General features: G+C 44.8%; 20 protein-coding genes and 1 other annotated feature. Of the genes, 9 read left to right on the top strand and 11 right to left on the bottom strand.

Features of this window, described 5'->3' with window-relative positions:
* Positions 1-8: 8 nt before the first annotated feature.
* Together C170_RS20085 and C170_RS20080 are read right to left on the bottom strand one after the other, a co-directional pair.
* Positions 9-1,013: an ABC transporter substrate-binding protein gene (locus C170_RS20085; protein ID WP_036613544.1), complete on the bottom strand. Its 1,005-nt coding sequence runs from the start codon at positions 1,011-1,013 to the stop codon at positions 9-11.
* A 159-nt stretch (positions 1,014-1,172) separates the two neighbouring features.
* On the bottom strand, positions 1,173-2,687 hold the full coding sequence (locus C170_RS20080) for a carboxypeptidase M32 (RefSeq protein WP_036613543.1): 1,515 nt from the start codon (positions 2,685-2,687) through the stop codon (positions 1,173-1,175).
* A 349-nt stretch (positions 2,688-3,036) separates the two neighbouring features.
* Between C170_RS20080 and C170_RS20075 the strand changes: the two genes are divergently transcribed.
* The 4 genes from C170_RS20075 to C170_RS20060 all read left to right on the top strand — a co-directional run bounded on the left by C170_RS20075 (position 3,037) and on the right by C170_RS20060 (position 5,232).
* Positions 3,037-3,612, top strand: coding sequence for a beta-class carbonic anhydrase (locus C170_RS20075; protein WP_036613541.1), 576 nt, complete (start codon positions 3,037-3,039; stop codon positions 3,610-3,612).
* Positions 3,613-3,785: 173 nt separating this feature from the next.
* The gene (locus C170_RS20070; protein ID WP_036613540.1) at positions 3,786-4,352 is read left to right on the top strand and encodes a PadR family transcriptional regulator; all 567 of its coding nucleotides are present in this window, start codon (positions 3,786-3,788) and stop codon (positions 4,350-4,352) included.
* Positions 4,353-4,450: 98 nt separating this feature from the next.
* A complete protein-coding gene (locus C170_RS20065; protein WP_036613538.1) occupies positions 4,451-4,948 on the top strand; it encodes a hypothetical protein in 498 nt (165 codons plus the stop codon).
* Positions 4,949-4,953: 5 nt separating this feature from the next.
* Positions 4,954-5,232 (top strand): YxcD family protein, encoded by a 279-nt coding sequence (locus tag C170_RS20060; RefSeq protein ID WP_017687903.1) that lies wholly within the window; start codon positions 4,954-4,956, stop codon positions 5,230-5,232.
* A 156-nt stretch (positions 5,233-5,388) separates the two neighbouring features.
* On the opposite strand, the gene tyrS is transcribed toward C170_RS20060, so the two are convergent.
* The 8 genes from tyrS to C170_RS20020 form a co-directional block, all read right to left on the bottom strand.
* The gene (gene tyrS, locus C170_RS20055; protein ID WP_036613950.1) at positions 5,389-6,651 is read right to left on the bottom strand and encodes a tyrosine--tRNA ligase; all 1,263 of its coding nucleotides are present in this window, start codon (positions 6,649-6,651) and stop codon (positions 5,389-5,391) included.
* Positions 6,652-6,771: 120 nt separating this feature from the next.
* Positions 6,772-6,999 (bottom strand) — a binding site (T-box leader).
* Positions 7,000-7,097: 98 nt separating this feature from the next.
* On the bottom strand, positions 7,098-7,547 hold the full coding sequence (locus C170_RS20050) for a DMP19 family protein (RefSeq protein WP_036613537.1): 450 nt from the start codon (positions 7,545-7,547) through the stop codon (positions 7,098-7,100).
* Between the two features lie 20 nt (positions 7,548-7,567).
* Entirely contained in the window at positions 7,568-8,107 is a 540-nt protein-coding gene (locus C170_RS20045; protein ID WP_155985106.1) for an Imm63 family immunity protein, read from the bottom strand.
* Positions 8,108-9,577, bottom strand: a complete 1,470-nt coding sequence (locus tag C170_RS20040) for a protein adenylyltransferase SelO (protein ID WP_036613535.1) — start codon at positions 9,575-9,577, stop codon at positions 8,108-8,110.
* A 315-nt stretch (positions 9,578-9,892) separates the two neighbouring features.
* Positions 9,893-11,209 carry a nucleobase:cation symporter-2 family protein gene (locus C170_RS20035; protein ID WP_036613533.1) on the bottom strand — a complete coding sequence of 439 codons (1,317 nt, stop codon included), beginning with the start codon at positions 11,207-11,209 and terminating at the stop codon, positions 9,893-9,895.
* A 313-nt stretch (positions 11,210-11,522) separates the two neighbouring features.
* On the bottom strand, positions 11,523-12,302 hold the full coding sequence (locus tag C170_RS20030; RefSeq protein ID WP_036613532.1) for an NRDE family protein: 780 nt from the start codon (positions 12,300-12,302) through the stop codon (positions 11,523-11,525).
* 45 nt (positions 12,303-12,347) lie between these two features.
* On the bottom strand, positions 12,348-12,647 hold the full coding sequence (locus C170_RS20025) for a Dabb family protein (RefSeq protein ID WP_036613530.1): 300 nt from the start codon (positions 12,645-12,647) through the stop codon (positions 12,348-12,350).
* A gap of 54 nt (positions 12,648-12,701) precedes the next feature.
* Positions 12,702-13,283, bottom strand: a complete 582-nt coding sequence (locus tag C170_RS20020; RefSeq protein WP_036613529.1) for a TetR/AcrR family transcriptional regulator — start codon at positions 13,281-13,283, stop codon at positions 12,702-12,704.
* A 223-nt stretch (positions 13,284-13,506) separates the two neighbouring features.
* Here C170_RS20020 and C170_RS20015 point away from each other — a divergent pair, with 223 nt between their 5' ends.
* The 3 genes from C170_RS20015 (at position 13,507) to C170_RS20005 (ending at position 16,634) form a co-directional block, all read left to right on the top strand.
* Complete coding sequence (locus C170_RS20015) at positions 13,507-14,622, top strand: NADH:flavin oxidoreductase (protein ID WP_036613527.1); 1,116 nt, start codon at positions 13,507-13,509, stop codon at positions 14,620-14,622.
* Positions 14,623-14,847: 225 nt separating this feature from the next.
* The gene (locus tag C170_RS20010) at positions 14,848-15,699 is read left to right on the top strand and encodes an AraC family ligand binding domain-containing protein (protein WP_036613525.1); all 852 of its coding nucleotides are present in this window, start codon (positions 14,848-14,850) and stop codon (positions 15,697-15,699) included.
* The gene (locus C170_RS20005) at positions 15,696-16,634 is read left to right on the top strand and encodes a DMT family transporter (protein WP_036613524.1); all 939 of its coding nucleotides are present in this window, start codon (positions 15,696-15,698) and stop codon (positions 16,632-16,634) included. Before C170_RS20010 ends, C170_RS20005 begins: the two co-directional genes overlap by 4 nt.
* A gap of 71 nt (positions 16,635-16,705) precedes the next feature.
* Here C170_RS20005 and C170_RS20000 read toward each other — a convergent pair whose 3' ends face one another.
* On the bottom strand, positions 16,706-17,407 hold the full coding sequence (locus tag C170_RS20000) for a pseudouridine synthase (RefSeq protein WP_036613522.1): 702 nt from the start codon (positions 17,405-17,407) through the stop codon (positions 16,706-16,708).
* A gap of 204 nt (positions 17,408-17,611) precedes the next feature.
* Between C170_RS20000 and C170_RS19995 the strand changes: the two genes are divergently transcribed.
* Both C170_RS19995 and C170_RS19990 read left to right on the top strand, forming a co-directional pair.
* Entirely contained in the window at positions 17,612-18,244 is a 633-nt protein-coding gene (locus C170_RS19995) for a hypothetical protein (RefSeq protein WP_036613521.1), read from the top strand.
* 343 nt (positions 18,245-18,587) lie between these two features.
* Positions 18,588-19,802 carry an MFS transporter gene (locus tag C170_RS19990; RefSeq protein ID WP_036613520.1) on the top strand — a complete coding sequence of 405 codons (1,215 nt, stop codon included), beginning with the start codon at positions 18,588-18,590 and terminating at the stop codon, positions 19,800-19,802.
* Positions 19,803-19,839 lie beyond the last annotated feature (37 nt).

Here is a 19,839-nt window from a genome sequence, read left to right as displayed (position 1 = left end):
ATACCCCATTACTTTGATTTCGTAGCTTCTTCCGCATAGGCATTATCCACAATGGCATTCAAATCCACACGTTCTTTCAACTCTCCGGCGGCACTCATGACATCAAGCAGATTGTTCCACTCTTCCTCATCAATGATTGGATCCGTTGCATAGCTGCCCTGTTCCTTATAACGGTTCACACTGCTTACCAAAATGGCTGGATCGATGTCTTTGAAAAAAGGAGAAATGACTTCAGCGATCTCTTCAGCCGTATGGGAATCCACCCATGCCTGCGCTTTGTGTAGACCGTTCGTAAACTTCTGTACGATATCCTTATTGTCGTTAAGATAACTCTGCTTCGTCATGAAGACGGTGTAAGGCAGAAGACCACCTTCTGTGCCAAACGATGCAACAACCTTACCCCGACCTTCTTGTTCAAAGATGGATGCCTGGGGTTCAAACAGTTGAACATAATCTCCCGTGCCTGAAGCGAAAGCAGACGCAATGTTGGCAAAGTCCACATTTTGAATCAGCTCCAGATCACTTTGCGGATCAATGCCATGTTTGTTCAGTGCGAACTCCCCTGCCATTTGCGGCATGCCGCCTTTGCGTTGACCGAGAAATGTGGAATCCCTCAGTTGCTCCCAATCGAAGCTACCTTCTGTGTTACGAGCGAACAGAAATGTACCATCCGTCTGGGTGAGCTGGGCAAAGTTAATGACCGGATCTTCCGCTCCCTGCTGATAGACATATATGGACGTCTCCGCTCCTACCAGTGCGATATCCACCGAACCTGCGAGTAATGCCGCCATCGTTTTGTCACCACCAGCAGTCGTTTGAATGTCCACCTCAAGTCCCTGCTCTTCAAAAAAACCTTGAGCCACAGCCACATACTCCGGTGCGTAAAATACCGAACGAGTCACTTCGCCAATCGTAATCTTGGCTTCATTCTCTTCCTTATTACAGCTGGTGAGCGCCACAATGATAATCAGCAGAATAACGATGCCCCGGACGAACCATGGCGTGTATTTCATGTTGTTTCCCTCCTTCACTGGTTTCAGCAGTTTCTCTCTATTATGGATATGCCGATGCCCAACAAAAGGTTAAGAACTTAAATGCAAAAAAGAGCCGGGCAATGATGCCCGACTCTTCAGCTCTTCGAAATGTTATTTAATATGTTATATATGGGATATCTACAGCTTGTAAATCTCGGCATATTTGGCTTCCAGATAATCGGCCAGATAATCCGGGTTCAATTCTTCACCCGTTACGGCAACAATCAATTCGGAAGGTGTGCGACTTCTACCATACTGGTAGATCTTGTCTGTAAGCCATTCCTTAATTGGAATCAGATTTCCTTCGGCAATGAGGGTATCAAATTCCGGCATTTCCTTGCGCAATGTATGTAGAATTTGAGCTGCATACATATTACCCAGAGAATACGAAGCAAAGTAACCAAAGTCACCACCGGACCAGTGAACATCCTGAAGAACACCGTCTCCATCATTCGTTGGCATAATACCGAGGTATTCCTTGTATTTTGCATTCCAGGTCTCCGGCAGGTCCTTCACTTCCAGACCATCGTTGAATAACATTTTCTCGATCTCATATCGGATAATAATATGCAGGTTATAGGTCAGTTCATCCGCTTCAATCCGAATGAGTGAACTCTCTACCCGGTTGATTGCACGATAGAAATCTTCCAGTTCAACCTCGCTCAGTTGCGGGAAATGCTGCTGCAAATCTTTGTAATAGCGTGTCCAGAATGGCAGGCTGCGACCAATCATGTTTTCCCAAAGACGGGACTGGGACTCATGAATCCCCATGGACGTTCCTTCGGCAAGAAGGGTACCCGCCAGACTGTCATCAATATTTTGCTCGTACAGGGCATGTCCACCCTCATGCAGTGAACTGAAGACTGCGCTTGCTACATCATCTTGCAGATAATGTGTTGTGATCCGCACATCACCCGGGTTAAGACCCGTTGCAAAAGGATGAACACTCTCGTCCAATCGTCCAGCTTCAAAGTCATAGCCCATTTGTTCCAGGATGAACAGACTGAATTTTTCCTGTTGTTTGGTGTCAAACAACTGATTCAGGAACTCTGTATTTGGCTTGTTTTCTGAAGCATTAATCTTCTCTTGTAGAGGCACCAAACGTGCTTTGAGGCGGGCGAACACAGCGTCCACTTTCTCAACCGTCAGATCCGGTTCATACATATCAAGCAGCGTATCATAACGTGTATCCTTCACACCCCAATAATCAATAAACTCCTGTTTGAGCTTAACGATATCTGTGAGATAAGGTGAGAATCCAGCAAAATCACTGTTATGCTTGGCATCTTCCCATGCCGTTTCGGACTTGGCCGTGAGCACCGTATATGCTTGTACTTTCTCAGGTGGTACGGATTGACTGCGATCATATTCTTTCTTGCAATCTTCAACCAGACGACGATCTATATCTTCGAGCTGTTCCGATACTGCTGGAGTCGTTAATGCATCCAGGTAAGTCTTCATGTCAGCCGAGGTTTGCAGCTTGAATGCTTCGGTGGACAACATACCCAGCGTCTCCGAACGAGTCGGAACGCCTTTTTTCGGCGCACCTGTGCGCAGATCCCAGTGAAGCAAACCAATGGCTTCATGATAGCTCTTAATTTTACGAGCCAGATTACGGAAGGATTCCAAATGTTCCTGTGTTTGTTTATCCATTGTTATCGTTCACCTCTTCAAAAAAAATGTTATACCCTATTGATGATACTTTTTGCATTGCGTATAATCAACTTTTAACAGATGAAAATTGCATTGTTCTCCTAAAGATACGTGTTCAAAAAGTCTGGTTTTCATTACCGAGAAGATAGAAATGGCGTTCAACTTCGATGCTGATGATGCCCTCAGGCATGATTCGTAATCAAAAGTGGACTTTTTGAACAACCTCTAAAGGGTTGGAGTAATGCCATCTGCTGACCGTGAAATACTATTAAAGCAAAGGCGTGTAGGACAAGCTGCATCATATGCAAGTGGCCGTGCTCGTCGTATTGGATAACAGGAGGCAATGGACATGAACAACATTCAAGAGATTTTGACTTACAACAAATCATTTGTCGAGACTAAAGAATACGAAAAGTATACGGCTGGCAAGTTTCCAACCAAAAAGATGGTTATCATCACTTGTATGGATACACGTCTGGTGGAATTGCTGCCCAAGGCCATGAACCTGAAAAACGGTGATGTGAAAATCATCAAAAACGCAGGCGCAATTATCTCTCAGCCTTTCGGAAGCGTAATGCGTAGTGTACTTGTCGCCATCTATGAACTGGGTGCAGATGAAGTCCTGGTAGTGGGGCATACCGAATGTGGTATGGCTTCCCTTCACGCTGAGACCATGATTGGACATATGGTTGAGCGTGGCGTATCGGAAGAAGTCATGACTACTCTGGAGAACTCTGGCATCCGTTTGCAAAAATGGTTGCGCGGGTTTGACAGCGTCGAAGAAGGGGTAAAACATACTGTGGAAGTGATCAAGAAGCATCCTTTACTTCCTCCCAATGTACCCGTCCACGGCATGGTTATCGATTCTGCCACAGGTGAGCTTGATCTTGTCGCTGAGGGGTATGGACAACAGGCATCTCTCTAAATGGTTTGGAGTGCGGACCTTATGGTTCGCACTTTTTTTGTCTAAATTAAGGCAGTTGCTCTGTCAGGTTGTCAAACCATACAGTTTCAGTGTACACTTTTTATGAAAGCGGTCAAAGAAAGTAAAAACGATTGTTCTCTCTGACCTAGCCCTAATATTAAGGAGACATGTGCATGAACATACTTTCCTACGGATTACTCGGGCTGCTTACCCGCGAGGAGTCATCGGGCTATGATCTGATGCTGAAAATCCAGCCACATTGGCAGGCGAAACACAGCCAGATCTATCCACTCCTGTCCAAGATGGAAAACGATGAGTTATTGGCCTCCCGCTGGGTACAACAGTCTGACAAACCGGACAAGAAAATGTACGCAGTTACGGAAAAAGGCATTGAAAAGCTCTTGGAATGGATGATTACTCCTGTTACCGCACCGGTTACACGCGATGAATTTAATTTGCGTATTTTGTGTGTTGGCATAGCGGAAGACGGAAGCATGAGACGCATTCTTAACGAGCGTAAAAGCTGGTTTATGGAACGCATACGTTATTTCGAGGATCTGAAGTCACGTATACCTCAGGATAATCTTCGTGTAGGCAACCGAGATTTTGGAAGCTACATCCTGGTACAAAAAGGGTTAATGCACGCACAAACAGGCCTGGAATGGTGTCATTGGGTTACCCAATTGCTTGATGGCCAAGCTGCAATTCAAGACCCAAGTCCAAGCGTTTCAGAAATTTAATAAAATTTGAAACGTTCCTGCAAGTTGACCGTATTACATGAGTAAGGCCCATTTTTGGGCGATTCAAACAAATTAATCGGGGGGTTACGATCTTTACAATGAAGAAAAAATTCGGAGTTAAACATCTAATGATGGTATTTATGGCCTTTACATTATTGTTCGCAACAGTGGGAGTAACGAATCCGGATTCTGCAGATGCAAGACGTGGTGGCGGATTCAAATCCGGTACGAAAAGTTATAGCAATACACCTAAGAAATCCGACAGCAATGTAAGCAAATCGAATACGAATAACAATTCCAGCAATGGAGCAGCTACAACGAACCGTGGCGGATTCTTCGGTGGTGGCGGCGGATTCATGAAAGGCATGATGCTTGGTGGTCTTGCTGGTATGATGTTTGGCGGATTGTTCGGTGGCATGGGCGCTCTGGGTAACATCCTTGGATTGCTCGTGAACGTTGCAGCAATTATGTTGATTGTTATGCTGGCTATGGCACTCTTCAGAGCCATCTCCAATCGTCGCAAACCTGCAGCGGATGGTCGTTATGACCGTCGCAATGATCGTGATGATGACCGTAACAGAAACGGACGGTACTAATCTCTATGGTTCTGAGCATGGATGAAATTGTGAATGCAATCTGTATTCATATGGCAGAACGTAAGGGTGTACGTCCAACCGATGTGAATGTAGAACTGAGTTGGGAAGAAGATACAGGTTATTCCGCTGAAGTTTGGATTCAAGGCCGTAGTCAATATCTGGTGGAGTCCAATATGATTGAAGCGATTCTTCGTTACCTGCACAGTGAATACAACATCCGGGCGTACCGTGAAAATGTGCGACTTGATCTGGATGAAGAAATCACAGCGATCGTTAATCAATAAGATAGGTCACTCACTGGCCTGATATACGAAAGACCGCCTCCCCTCTGTCGCCTGACAGAGATGGAAGGCGGTCTTTTTGTTTCTGTATTTGTAGCTCTATTTGTGCGTCTATTGTAGTCTCTATACGTCTCTGTGTTACGTTCTAATTCTTGGAAACTACGATTGAAGTTTAACCAGGCTGTAGTTCTTCTTACCTTTACGGATAATAATGAATTTACCGCCAATGGCATGCTCTGCCGACACTGTGAATTCAAGCTCCGTGATTTTCTCACCGTTCATGGAGATAGCGCCTTTAGTGACATCCTCACGGGCCTGGCGTTTGGATGGCTCCAACCCCAGATCTACGAGCCAGTCGACGATATTTTTCGCTTCGCCGTCCGTTTCGAATGTTGGCATTTCCTTGAAACCCTGCTCGATTTCATCTGCTGTCAGGGAACGGATATCACCACTGAACAGCGCCGCTGTAATACGTTTAGCCTGTTCGAGCATTTCTTCGCCGTGAACGAATTTTGTCATTTCTTCCGCGAGTGCTTTCTGTGCTTCACGTCTGTGCGGCTCTGTCTCTACCTTTTCAGCCAAAGCTTCAATTTCTTCTTTGCTCAGGAAGGTAAAGTATTTCAAGTATTTTATCACATCACGGTCATCTGTATTCGCCCAGAACTGGTAGAACTCAAATGGTGTCGTTTTGTTCGGGTCAAGCCAGATTGCGCCGCCAGCTGTTTTACCGAATTTCGTACCGTCTGATTTGAGCATGAGTGGAATGGTCAGACCGTAAGCCTTCGCTTCAGATCCTTCTTTTTTACGAATCAGATCGAGACCACTTGTGATGTTACCCCATTGATCCGAACCACCGATTTGAAGCTGTACATCTTCGTTCTGGAACAGGTGCAGGTAGTCGAGTGATTGAAGGATCTGGTAGGAAAACTCGGTGAACGAGATTCCGCCTTCCAGTCTGCTCGCAACCACATCCTTAGCCAGCATGGTGTTAAGGTTAAAGTTTTTGCCGTAGTCACGCAAGAATTCAATCACATTGATTTTGTGTGTCCAATCGTAGTTGTTCACCATGCGAACCTGATTATCACCGTCTGTTACAAACAACTTCTTCATCTGCGCTGTCAGTGCATCCACATTCTCCTGCACTTGCTCCATCGTTTGCAAAGAACGCTCTGCCTGCCGACCACTTGGATCACCAATCGTTCCTGTAGCTCCACCTATCAAAATAACCGGACGGTGTCCTGCCAGTTGAAAACGTTTCAGCATCATGAATGGAATGAGATGTCCGATATGCATGCTGTCCCCCGTAGGGTCAACGCCGCAGTACAATGAGATTGATTTGGTTTCAGTCAACTCACGCAGTCCCTCTGCATCTGTCTGCTGGTTAATGGCGTCACGCCACTGTAGTTCATCAATAATATTCATCATGTGTATAACCCCTTTTCTATCCTCAAGATTCAGTCATGATCAACGTTAAATTACGAAATTACACGCTGGAACGGCTTTTTTGGACACAAAAAAATCGCCTCCTTGTCTTCATTAAGACACAGGGACGATTATTATAACCGTGGTACCACCCAAATTGCATGGACAACACGTGACCTTAACACGTTATCCATACCACTTTTGGCAATATATCGTTTGCCCATCCGCTTGGCATTACCCAAGTACTCCAGAGTGTAATTCGCAGCCCTTGTATGTATCAGGTTCCATCAACCCCTGACTTTCTGTAACAGGGACAAAGCCGCTACTGCGCTCTATCAACGTGATTCATGTATTCAATTTATAGCAAGTATAGCCGAACGTTTCAGTCATTGCAAGACCAAGTATTAATCTTCGAACAGAACAACGGATGCATAGTTGAAACCAGATTATATGATCATCATGTTCAATTTTCCGTGATAATAACCATAAGCTTTCTCCGCGATCTGATCCTCATTGTTCCAAAACTGCTGATCCAGCGCATCTAACTGCTGCTCTTGTGCCTTTGTCAGGAATTTAGGAATATCCCACAGTTCGGTAAGCCTTTCATCCTCTTTCAAGTGCTCAATGCAGCCGTATGCTGACGTTATAATCTCCACGACTTGAGTCGCATCAATGATATGTAATGCCCGCAACGCATAACGGTATACCTCTTCCCCCCAGTTACAGAAAAACTGTATAAAACCGCCGTTAAAGACATCCGCCTCTAACAGCCATAAAGCTGCAATGTCCTGCTCGTTCGAAGTCAACGATGCCCAGCCCTGTTCAGATTCATTCTTTTTTTCGACAAATAACACAGCATAGTCATACCATACGTCATTAATATCTTGCTCGCTCATGTAACACACCTCACTTTTCTTTATGCCATGCCCTCTAACTCCTGACGTTTACCCGTCTGATGCCAATGTAAATACGGATCACCGATCTGCTGGAAGGCTTCCAGGACACCCCTGTTCAGGTCCTTCATCACTTCATTTGTATAGTTCAAATGCGTCTCTTTATTATCCACGCCATGTCTTTCCAACAACCCTACATGCGTCGCGGTGAAAATAATATCTTCCAGCAACCAATAGATGACTTCATCCGGCTGTTTCACCCGTTTCTCCAATGAGACGAGACCACGTTCGTATATTCGAACGATATACGTATCTTTTCTACTCTCTACATAAGGCACCCCATCCCATTTAAAGGTCTCAAACAAGCGGTTAACATAGTTCTGCATCTGTTCCCTGGGAAAAGATGTACTATCTAAAAGCTGTAAAAGGATGTCTGCCAATTGTTCTTTGCTTAACATGTTGGACATGAATGCACCTGCCTCTGCAAAAGTAACGTCGATGACAGAATGAAAAATGAAAAAGCTGCCCAAGGCAGCCTCTTCATATTTATTCCTACTGTTCAATCAGGTCCCACAAAAAGTCTGATACGAAGTATTACATTGTGCAGGTAGTTCGGCATATTCAGCCTGTTCAGGTGAGTGTGCAAACGGATCTGAAAGAACTGCCAAAAGCTTCTCCATCACGCTAAGGTCTCCGTGATTCTCCGCTTGCTCAAGGGCTTCCTCGACCCGATGATTTCGGGGAATGACGGCTGGATTGCTTGTTCTCATCAACTGTCGAGAGACTTCCTTCTCCTCTTGCTGTCTGTCCAATCTTGCTTGCCACCGCTCATGCCATTCAGCAAATTCTGTCGTGCCAAACAAAGCTGTCCCTTCCAATGTATCAAAGGTCAATGCCAGGAACGTATTGGTGTAATCTGCACTATGCTTCTCCATAAGTTCAAGAAGCTCCTTGATCAATGCTTCATCTTCGGCCTCTTCATCCAACAAGCCCAGTTTGGCACGCATTCCCTTGAGCCAATGATGATGGTACAATTCAGAAAATTGTGCGATAGCATCCTGAGCGAGTTGCACGGCCTGTTCTTCATCTTCATGCAACAACGGCAGAAGCGTCTCGGCAAAACGAGCCAAATTCCACCCGGCAATATACGGTTGATTACCATAAGCATAGCGACCTTGTCTGTCAATGGAGCTAAATACGGTCGACGGATTGTAAGCATCCATAAAGGCGCATGGACCATAATCGATGGTCTCACCACTGATCGCCATGTTATCCGTGTTCATCACGCCATGAATGAAACCAACACGCTGCCATTGGGCTATGAGAGCCGCCTGCCGTTTAATCCCTTCCTGAAGGAACAAAAGATAGCGATTTTCGGCTTGGGCAACCTCAGGGAAATGTCGATTCAACGTGTAATCAGCCAACGCCCGAAGATCTTCAATAGACCCCCATCTTGCTGCGTACTGAAAGGTTGCTACCCGGATATGACTGGAAGCCACCCGGGTCAATACGGCACCTGGCCGCTCTGTTTCGCGGATAATGTTTTCTCCTGTTGATACCACAGCCAGACTGCGTGTCGTTGGGATACCCAGTGCATACATCGCTTCACTAATAATATACTCTCGCAACATGGGCCCTACAGCAGCACGTCCATCTCCTCCACGAGAGTACGGTGTTCTCCCTGAACCTTTCAGCTGGATATCCACTCGCTCGCCCTGTGGCGTAATCTGTTCACCTAGCAGCAAAGCACGCCCATCTCCAAGCATGTTAAAATTGCCAAATTGATGTCCTGCATAGGCCTGAGCCAAAGGCTCGGCTCCTTCCGGGATCGAATTACCTGCAAAAATTTGCGCTCCTTCATCACTGTCAAGAGACTCCACATCCAGTCCCAGGCTGGATGCAAGCAATCTATTGAAAATGATTAGCTTTGGTGATTCAACAGGCACTGCGCCCTGACTTGTAAAAAAGGGTTGCGGTAACTGCGCATAACTATTCTCCAAGTTCCACCCTTTGTTCAACGTTTCTTGTTGCATGGTGATCACAACTCCTTTTCTGCACCAGGGATATCCCTTGGTTATATTGTAGCCTTGTGAACCAATGCTCATTTATGTAGTCGCATGGAAATTCAATTCAAGAGGTTGTTGACTTAAACGAACATATTAAATGTTCTTGATGAAACTTTAGCATATTTGCATGCCTTTTGCATTCCTCATGAATCGTAAGCACCAAAAAATCCAAGAGGTTTCTTTGCCAAGTGGAATCATTGTCTTGCATTCCACTTCCCAGAAAACCATCTTGGATCCATTCCGCTTACTTACTCCTAGATGACACGTCTGTTATTACAAGGATTACGTATGTGCTTCCTGAGCCTGTACAGGCTGTACTGGCAAGCTCCCTTTTTTCAAAGCGAGGTTAAAGAAGACATTAAGCAGGATCGCTGACAGGCTTCCTGTGATAATACCATCGCTAACAATAATCCGAACACTTTGAGGAAGCTGGGCAAACAGATCGGGTACAGCAGTAACACCGAGCCCAAGTGAAACGGAGCAAGCCACGATCAATAGATTGGATTGTTTGCCAAAGTCGACGTTTTGCAGCATTTTGATCCCGGATGAGACAACCATTCCAAACAGGACAACAGTCGCTCCTCCGAGGACAGCACTTGGAATAATGGTTGCAAAAGCAGCTACCTTCGGAATGAGTCCCAGAAAGACCAGAATACCTCCGGCTGCAACAACAACATTGGTCGTTTTCACTTTGGAGAGCTGAACCAAACCGACATTCTGAGCAAATGTATTATATGGAAAAGCATTAAAGATGCCGCCCAGAACAAACGCGAGACCTTCTGCGCGATATCCCCGTGCCAGATCTTTTTCGTTGATCGGTTGATCACAGATTTTGCTCAAAGCCATAAATACACCTGTTGATTCGATGATAACCACCGTACCTACAATAATCATTGTAATAATGGGGCCGATTTCAAAGGTAGGCCATCCAAAGTAAAAGGGTTGAGGTAAATGGAACCAGGAGGCTTCCTGTACAGAGGCAAAATTCACTTTTCCCATAATGGCTGCGATGAGGGTCCCCACGATAATACCAAGGAGAACAGCCAGGGATTTAACAAACCCGCGAGCATATCGATTCAGGATTAGAATGAACAGTAATACACCAAATGAAAGCGCCAAATTGTCCAAACTTCCGAAATTCTCACTGTTTGCTCCACCCGCCATGTTTTTAATTCCCGTTGGAATCAGCGCAAGACCGATGATGGTTACCACTGTACCGATCACAACTGGTGGAAACAATTTGACAATTTTGCTAAAAAATACGGCAAAGATGACGATAAATAACCCTGCTGCGATGATCGACCCATATATGGCAGGAATTCCGTATTGCGATCCAATCGCAATCATGGGTGTCACCGCTACAAAAGAACTTCCGAGCACCGCTGGCAACCCAATACCCAAGTACTTCCCTTTCCGAGCCTGAAGCCATGTTGCAATCCCACACGTTAACAGGTCAATGGATACCAGATATGCCAACTGCTCTGCAGTCAGATTTAGTGCTCTGCCCACAAGCAAAGGCACCAGAATTGCTCCCGCATACATCGCGAGTACGTGCTGAATCCCCAGTGAAAAAACTCTCATCTTTTTGGTTTCTTTCATCCCACGTTGCCCCCCTGAAATTAGAATCAACAGAACCGCTGCAAAATCATGTTATGTTGATTCACATTATATAAACTATTCAGGGAAGTTCCATGATTCATAACATAGAATTGTGATAAGAGATAAAGAGTCCAACTAAAATTGGGCGTGTTATACAAAAAGAACTCTCAAACCGTCTGTGTCGTGTTATATTAGTTGACGCAGAAAAACAAAAGTACTCTTTACACTCAGAAGCAATGAAACATGAACGTGAGAGGTAACTTCATTGATTCATGTTAATGCATAATGTCAGAACATCACTTGTTTCTTATTCTCAGCTTGTCGAGTTAAGAGGTTTGATGTTAAAACGTTGCTCCATTACCTCTCCGTTCTGGTGAACCCTCTCCGTAAAAGACACTTCTTCTCTGTTCATTAGAACAACGGATGAAGCTCTGGTCCCATAGTCGAATTTTTCACTTTTTACGAAGATGGGAGAAAGCAAACGTTCCCATTCCAATGGAACACCTGTATGGGGTAGAAGATCATCCACTGAAGGGTCTGCCATTTGCAGCAAACCTAATATTTGTTCTGTCAGGGTTGCTTCGTCCTCCCCTTGGATGATTTTCTCCAGCCCTTCTTTCCCACGTTTCACCTTGGGCCAATCCGTATTAATCAAATGATTACTAATCCCGTATATTCCAGGTTTCAACTTCATCACAACATTACCCACATTAGAATAATAATAGAGGTCGTCAGGATCACCTACTAACAAATTGTAGCCAGGATAATCATTGCGACTTCTCTCCGCGTGTTGTATATATTGCTCAGGTGTGGACGTTCCCTTTAAAAAATCAGCAACCAGATCTCCTCTTGAGCCCTTGGCATGTATATCTTCATTTGGATCACGATAATTCGTAACAGCAGCCAGACGCCCACCTTTGGTTACGCCCATCCAGGTTCCCATTTTCGACAAATCCCGGCCAGCCAATATATGAGGATGGTCTTCCCAATAGTGTGCTTGAGCCGTAGGTCTGTGATAGAATTCATCCCTATTTGATCCCAATATAAGCGGATACTTTGGATGCATGTTATAAGCAAATAAAATTAAACACATGGGGATCCTCAACTCCTATATTCGTTAAACCCTGATTTCGCGCCTTTAAATAGCATAATCAACTACAATTACATCTTCCACCCAACCATCGAGGGAAGCTACAAATGCCTGATGAGCAGGATGTGGACCATAGGCGCGCAATGCCTCCTGATCTTCAAACGTCACTCTCAATCCAATCGTGTAACCTTGGATACGATCCGTTTCTTCCGTTGCATTGATCCCTGCAGTCAGCGCGACAATCCCCGGTATTTGTTCCTGTAACGCGAGCAATTGATCCACCCATTCCTGCTGTTTAGCTAGTGTGGTTTTATCGTTAAATTTAAAAACAACCAAATGTTCAAACATCTTGTTATTCCTCCCATGTCCATTCGAATAATAATGCAGTTTCGTTAAATAAAGTTAATTCAACAATTCCAATCCACCCATCATATAAGGGACCACTCTGTTGGCTAATTCAGCCGGAGATTCCTGCCCGCCTTCAATATTCCATCGATACGTCATTCCATAGATCGACCAACTTAGCGTGGTTGCCGTAATTTTCAGCGTTTTGGGATCTACATCACCCGCTACTTTGCTCAATAATTCAAGAAGGAATTGCTCCAGTTGAGTCTTGATGTTCTCTTCAATAATTGGTGCAACTGTCTCATATTTTTTGATGCAACCATTACTTGAGACGTGATAATCACATAATGAAAATATAAGCTGCTGTATGGTTTCGGCTGATAACCGGGCATCCGGGTTCACTCTTTTCGTTACATATTCCATAAAAGCATCCGCTAAAAAGGCTTCAAGCAGTGCATATTTATCCTGAAAATGGGCGTAGAATGTAGCCCTGTTAATTGTGGCTTGTTCCGTAATGTTTTGAATCGTAATGCTGTTGAAATTTTTAATATTCAATTGGTTTAAAAACGCATCAAGAATTAATTGACGCGTGCGGATTACACGCGGATCATTCGAGTTTGGAGACAATACACCAGACATGTCCCAATCCTCCTTTGTACACAAAATATTTGGTTAGACTCCTTCATTATAGATAAGTGTTAATTGTTCAACAAGTGAAAGTAAGTGCAAAGACACCATACAATAATCCGTGTCTTTCGCTTAAGCAACAAAATGCTTCGATTGTTGGTTGAGCATGCCTATACACCTTGTTAAGATTGCACTTGTACCCGCTTGAAGGTGCATAATAATGGAGGTGCTTAGTTTGAGTAATCAACAACATAACGTTATTTCTACGGAGCTTCTGTTCCAACCATACACTGTTAAAAAGTTAACCCTATCCTCGCGCATCGTCATGTCCCCCATGGCTCGTGCCTTCTCCCCGGATGGTGTGCCAGGTCCCGATGTAGCTGCATATTATCGCCGACGTGCCGAGCATGGTGTTGGACTCATTATTACAGAGGGTGCAACGATTGAGCATCCGTCTGCATCAAGTGAGCCTAGGCTCCCTCATATGTATGGAGAAGCAGCTCTTCACGGCTGGGCTGAAGTAGTCAAACAAGTCCATGAAGCTGGCGGCAAGATTTTCCCGCAAATTCTGCACTTGGGTATTACCCGCCCTTCTGGATCTCAACCTCACCCAGAAGCTGAATCTCTTAGTCCATCGGGAGTTGATATGGAAGGTACTCAAGTAGGTGCGCCCATGACGGAGGCAGAGATCGCAACTGTGATTCAAGCTTATGCAGATGCAGCAGCCAATGCACAAAGCATTGGTTTTGACGGAATTGAGCTTCACGGTGCACACGGTTTTCTGATCGATCAATTTTTCTGGAAAACAACGAATAGGAGAACAGACCGCTATGGCGGTGACCTACAGAAACGAACTCAATTCGCGGTTGAAGTTGTAATGGCAGTTCGTGCTGCGGTAGGTCCTGATTTCCCTATCGCGATGCGGATTTCCCAATGGAAGATGAATGATTATCAAGCCAGACTGTTCGACACCCCCGAACAACTGGAACAATTCCTTCATTTGCTGGTTGACGCAGGTGTAGATATCTTCCACTGCTCGACACGACGCTTCTGGGAGCCCGAGTTTGAAGGATCTGAGCTTGGATTTGCAGGCTGGGTGCGAAAGCTAAGTGGTCAAACCACCATTACCGTCGGTTCTGTGGGTATGCCAGATGAGCCTGAAGCAGGAGCAGATAAAGCAACACATCCAGGTATGAGCGAGCTTATGAAGCGTTTCGATCAACAGGAATTTGATCTGGTGGCTGTGGGACGTGCGCTTCTTGGTGACCCGGCATGGGCAGTTAAAATACAGGAAGGCCGCGTATCTGAAATTCACCCTTTTACACCTGAAATACTCGCTACGTTACACTAAGAACAATTACTTATTGTTCCAGAGATTTTTTCTCCACTATATATAGGTTTGAACTCATGAATCAACTATACTTAGCAAAGGGCTCGCTTTCCCTCCGGGATTGCGGGTATTTTGTTTTTAGAGATATCTGTCCGACCAAACACTTCGAGCAATAGCAATATCGTTCAAGAAAATTCCTTCTTTGCAACCTATAATGACGTTAACATACCAGAAAGAAGGTGCATCATGACTCGGGAAGTCCGGACTGTCGTATTTGATACCGATCTACAGCTAGAAGCTTATCAATTTGAAGGCATTATGCAGAAGTTTCCCAATCATTTTCATGACTATTACGTCATTGGATTCATTGAACAAGGCAAGCGACACCTCGTCTGCAACAACGAAGAATACATGCTGAATAGCGGAGATATGATTGTTTTTAATCCACATGATCCTCATGCCTGCGAACAGGTCGATGGCAGAACCCTCGATTATCGCTGTATCAATGTCCAGCCTGAGGTTATGCTAGATTATGCGAGAGAGATTACCGGACAAGCTTACTTGCCACGGTTTACATCCCCCGTTCTCTACCAAAGTGAACTTGTGGGTTCCCTGCACGAGCTGCATCAGATGATTCTGGAAGAGCAATCGGATTTCTGCAAAGAAGAATTGTTACTCTTACTACTGGATCAATTGCTGCGAGATTATTCGGATGCTGAACCACCTGTTTCCACACAGGATGTGACCTTGGAGATCAGACGCATATGTGATTACATAGAAGCTCATTACATGGAGAGCATCTCACTGAACGAGTTAGCCGATTTGACGGAGATGAGCAAGTACCACCTGCTGCGTTTATTCACGCGCCAGAAAGGGATATCACCTTACCGTTACCTGGAAACGATTCGCATTAATCAAGCCAAACGTCTGCTGGAACAAGGTCTGCTTCCGATTGAAGTAGCCGCACAGACAGGATTCAGTGACCAGAGCCATTTCACGAATTTTTTCAAAAAACTGATCGGCCTGACACCCAAGCAATATAGACGTATCTTCAATCATGATTCAGAGTTGAAACGAACCACCACTAACATCGTATGACAAGTCATCTTGGTCATCAAAACACTAAAGCCTCTACCGGACATCTACTCGCTTTGTTTACTATACTGATCTGGGGAACTACCTTTGTCTCGACGAAGGTTCTGCTGATTGACTTTACTCCAGTGGAAATTCTATTTTTCCGTTTCCTGATCGGGTATTTGGTACTGTTATTGATCTATCCACGTTCACTGCGGATCGCCTCATTCAGAGAAGAATGGTTATTTATTGGAGCAGGACTATGTGGGGTGACGTTATATTTTCTTATTGAAAATATTGCTCTGGTGTACACAACAGCTTCCAACGTGGGTGTTATTGTCTCCATTGCCCCGTTCTTCACTGCCGTACTCGCACACTTCTTCTTAGATGGTGAGAAGTTAACTCGCCGCTTCATTATCGGATTCGGGATTGCCTTGAGCGGCATCCTACTCATCGCACTGAACGGCAGTTTCATTCTGCAACTGAATCCGATAGGTGATCTGCTTGCTTTCATAGCACCTGCGGTATGGGCGATCTACTCTGTGTTAATGCGGAAAATTGGTGAGCTTCGTTATCACACCATTAGCGCGACTCGCAAAGTATTCTTCTATGGCCTGATCTTTATGCTGCCAGCTCTTTTCCTGTTTGAATTCCATTGGGAACTCGGGCGCTTCACGAGCGTGACCAATCTTTCCAATTTTCTATACCTCGGTCTAGGTGCCTCCGCGCTGTGTTTCGTGACCTGGAACCGGGCTGTGAATCTTCTCGGAGCTATCCAAACGAGCGTATATATCTATCTGGTGCCTGTCATTACTGTTGTGTCATCTGCACTGATTCTTCAAGAGCAGATAACCTGGGTGATTGTACTCGGTGCGTTCTTAACCCTATTTGGCTCTTACATTTCAGAACAAAAAGGACACAAGCTTAACAACAAAAACACTAATCCACATAGGGGTTAGTGTTTGCTTCATTTTTTACTGATATGACTGGACATCATGGTTGACCACCGTTAACATGCAGCAGAAGTCATTCATTTTATCTCATTTAATTGAGACAGCAGAATCTCCAGTTCCTCTTGCTCCAGATGACGCCATTGCCCCCGCTCGAGTTGATCCAGCGTAATATTCATAATTCGTACACGCTCCAGCTTGAGGACTCGGTACCCCAAGGCTTTGCACATTCTGCGGATCTGCAGGTTGAGACCCTGTGTCAGAATAATACGAAATACATTGTCACTTTGCCTATACACTTCGCAGGGCTTGGTCACCACGTCCAGAATTTCAACGCCATCAGACATGGACTTTACGAATTCGTCAGTTACGGGTTTGTCTACAGTCACTACATATTCTTTATCATGATTATGCTCCGAACGCATCATCTTGTTCACAATGCCTCCATCATTCGTAAGCAAAATCAACCCCTCAGATGCCTTATCCAGCCTGCCTATCGCAAATATGCGAGAAGGATAATTCATATATTTAATGATGTTCCCCTTCACATGTTCTGCTGCTGTGCAGACAATACCGATGGGTTTGTTCAAAGCAATGTAGACAGGTTCGCTCTCATTACGAGGAATCTGCTTGCCATCAATGAGTACCACATCGTGAGGTTCAACTTCCGCCCCTTTTTCACATACCCTGCCATTGATCGTTATGCGCCCGGCCGCAATTAAACGGTTCGTTTCCCTGCGGGAGCAGAATCCCGTTTCACTTATGTATTTGTTAATTAACATGTGTCACCGCTTCTCATCTGTAATATTGCCACTAGTTCTTAGAGTGCTGGTACGTTCATTCACACCGTGTAATGAGTTAGTACCTTGTACTGGTTTTCATTCCACATCATCTCATTTATACTGAATCGAAGCAATGAATGGTTATATAAAAACACATACAACATTACATTGGAGAGCCAAATTACACTCTGGAAGGAGTTTCTCATGTACAAAGTTACTCGATTTACAGTTGACCCCGATAATCCAAACCAAGACTCTGGCATGTGGATTGGTGGAGAAACTGCGTACGTTTCCGACTGGCCGCTCAACCCTGAGGGGCAGCCTTTATTACATCTGTTCTCCATCCATTGCAATACACTTTCACAGCAGGTCCATATCCCTTCTTTACCACAAGATAAATATATCTCGGTCTTCTCGACCTACTCCGCCTCCGAATATTTTCTGGATCAGGTAACCTATACGGGAGATGAACTGGAATGGAACGAGAATATTGTTGCCGGATGCACTTATGTCTCGGTATCTTCGCGTCCACTGACTTCCGTATGTCCCGTTCCATCCATTCCGTTAAGCAGCGTACGTTTGATTGAAACGGAGTTAGACGAACAGGAGTTCCCTGCATTTTCATTTTTCTCTCCCACTGTACCAAACGGTGTGAAAGGAATTGACCATTTGCTAGAGGAACATCAACTGGTGTGTCAAATATATTCCGGAGATTTTCCTGAGCCTTATCGGGATATATTGGGTCTTCCCGATGCAAATGGTTATTTATTTTTGCGAAAGGGTCCCGCTTCTGCTCACGCACCATTCGATGGAATTTTCTTTGTACAGACTGCTTAATGGCGATAGGTTGAGGTCAGGTATCATTATATAAAACGGTTAATCAGAACGTTTCCCGTCTACCTAGACAGGGAACGTTTTTTTATATATGCACGTTTTACTATTCTCGATCAATACAGATGCCAAACCCTGTTAAAAGGTCATATGAATTGAATCATATCTACCCTTTCGACACGAAATCGTTTTAGAAAAAACTTAGCACGAGAAATATTTCTTTTCATCAAAATTTAACATTATTTTACAACGAAAAGCATGTACATTTGGACAATTATGGTATAAGTTATATATGAAATAAACATTAATTACATAATATAAAATTTATATCCAACTAGGAGGCGGGCTTTTGAAAAGAATATTCGCTCTAAGCTGCGGTTTTTATCTGTTAATCGGCATAACCAGCGTTGTGCTCGGTGCACTTCTCCCTGTTTTGTTGTCACATTATGAGCGCGGTTACAGTGATGGCGGATTTTTGTTATTTCTGCAGTTTCTTGGATTTCTTGTCGGTGTAATCGTAGCTCCTGCCCTGACAGCCCGTATCGGAAGAAAAGCGATGCTGACCCTAGCTCTGATTTGTATTGTAGCCGCCTATATAGTACTCGGTTTTCTGCCATCCTGGTCTGTAGTTCTTCTTCTCACAATTATCGTAGGTTTCGGTTCAGGTATCATCGAACCCTCTGTAGGTGCATTCACGATCGAATTCACTGAGAATCAAAAGGCGGTCGCCATGTCCAAGCTGGATGTCTTCTTTGCTCTTGGAGCACTTCTCATCCCGGCTGTCGCTGCTTTATTCATCTGGATGGATCTGTGGCATCTTACTTTTTATACGGTGGCCGTGTTGTCACTGGTTCTTATGCTGCTGTGGATCACTATGCCCCGGCCAGCCGCACTGTATCTGGAACAGGCTGGCGAGAATACAGTGGCACATGCAGCAGGTAAAGCCCAATATTCGAGAAAACATCTGGGTCTGCTGACGATCTTCGTCATCTTCTTTTTCATCTACATGGGATTGGAATTGGGATTGATGAACTTCCTGCCTTCCATTCTCGTAGAACGATTGCAGCTTCAGGAATCCGTCGCATCGCTGAGTGTCTCCATCCTATGGATTGCGATGATCATCGGTCGTCTTTTCTCCGGGAAAATAGCGGAAGCCGTCAACTATATGCCTTTCCTGATCTGGAGTACAGTCGGTACGTTTTTGTTCACATCCGCTATGGTATTTGTAACTGGACAGTGGGCAACGTATGTACTCATCTTCGGAACCGGTCTATTCATGTCAGGGCTGTTCTGTATCGCACTGGTCTATGCTAATGTTTTGATTCCCGGTATGACCGAGCGGACAACCAGTATCCTGATCGCATCGGGGGGTATTGGGGGTGCCATCTTGCAGTATGTGACTGGATGGAGTATGAGTACAGGGCCTGTCGTGAATACAATCTGGATTTTGGCCGGATTCTGTCTGATCCTGCTGCTCACATTGATGGTCTCTCATCTATGGACTGTAAAAAATAAAAATAATGCAGTACGTACTGCTCTCGCACAACATAGCAAGAAAATGTAAACATCGTTTCTTAAGGGAGGTGATGCCCGTATCATCC

Source organism: Paenibacillus sp. FSL H7-689 (genome assembly GCF_000517905.1).
In the GTDB taxonomy this organism is placed as follows: Bacteria; Bacillota; Bacilli; order Paenibacillales; family Paenibacillaceae; genus Paenibacillus; species Paenibacillus amylolyticus.
The sequence above is the reverse complement of the archived record's forward strand: the minus strand, read 5'-3'. Positions and strand labels throughout refer to the sequence as shown.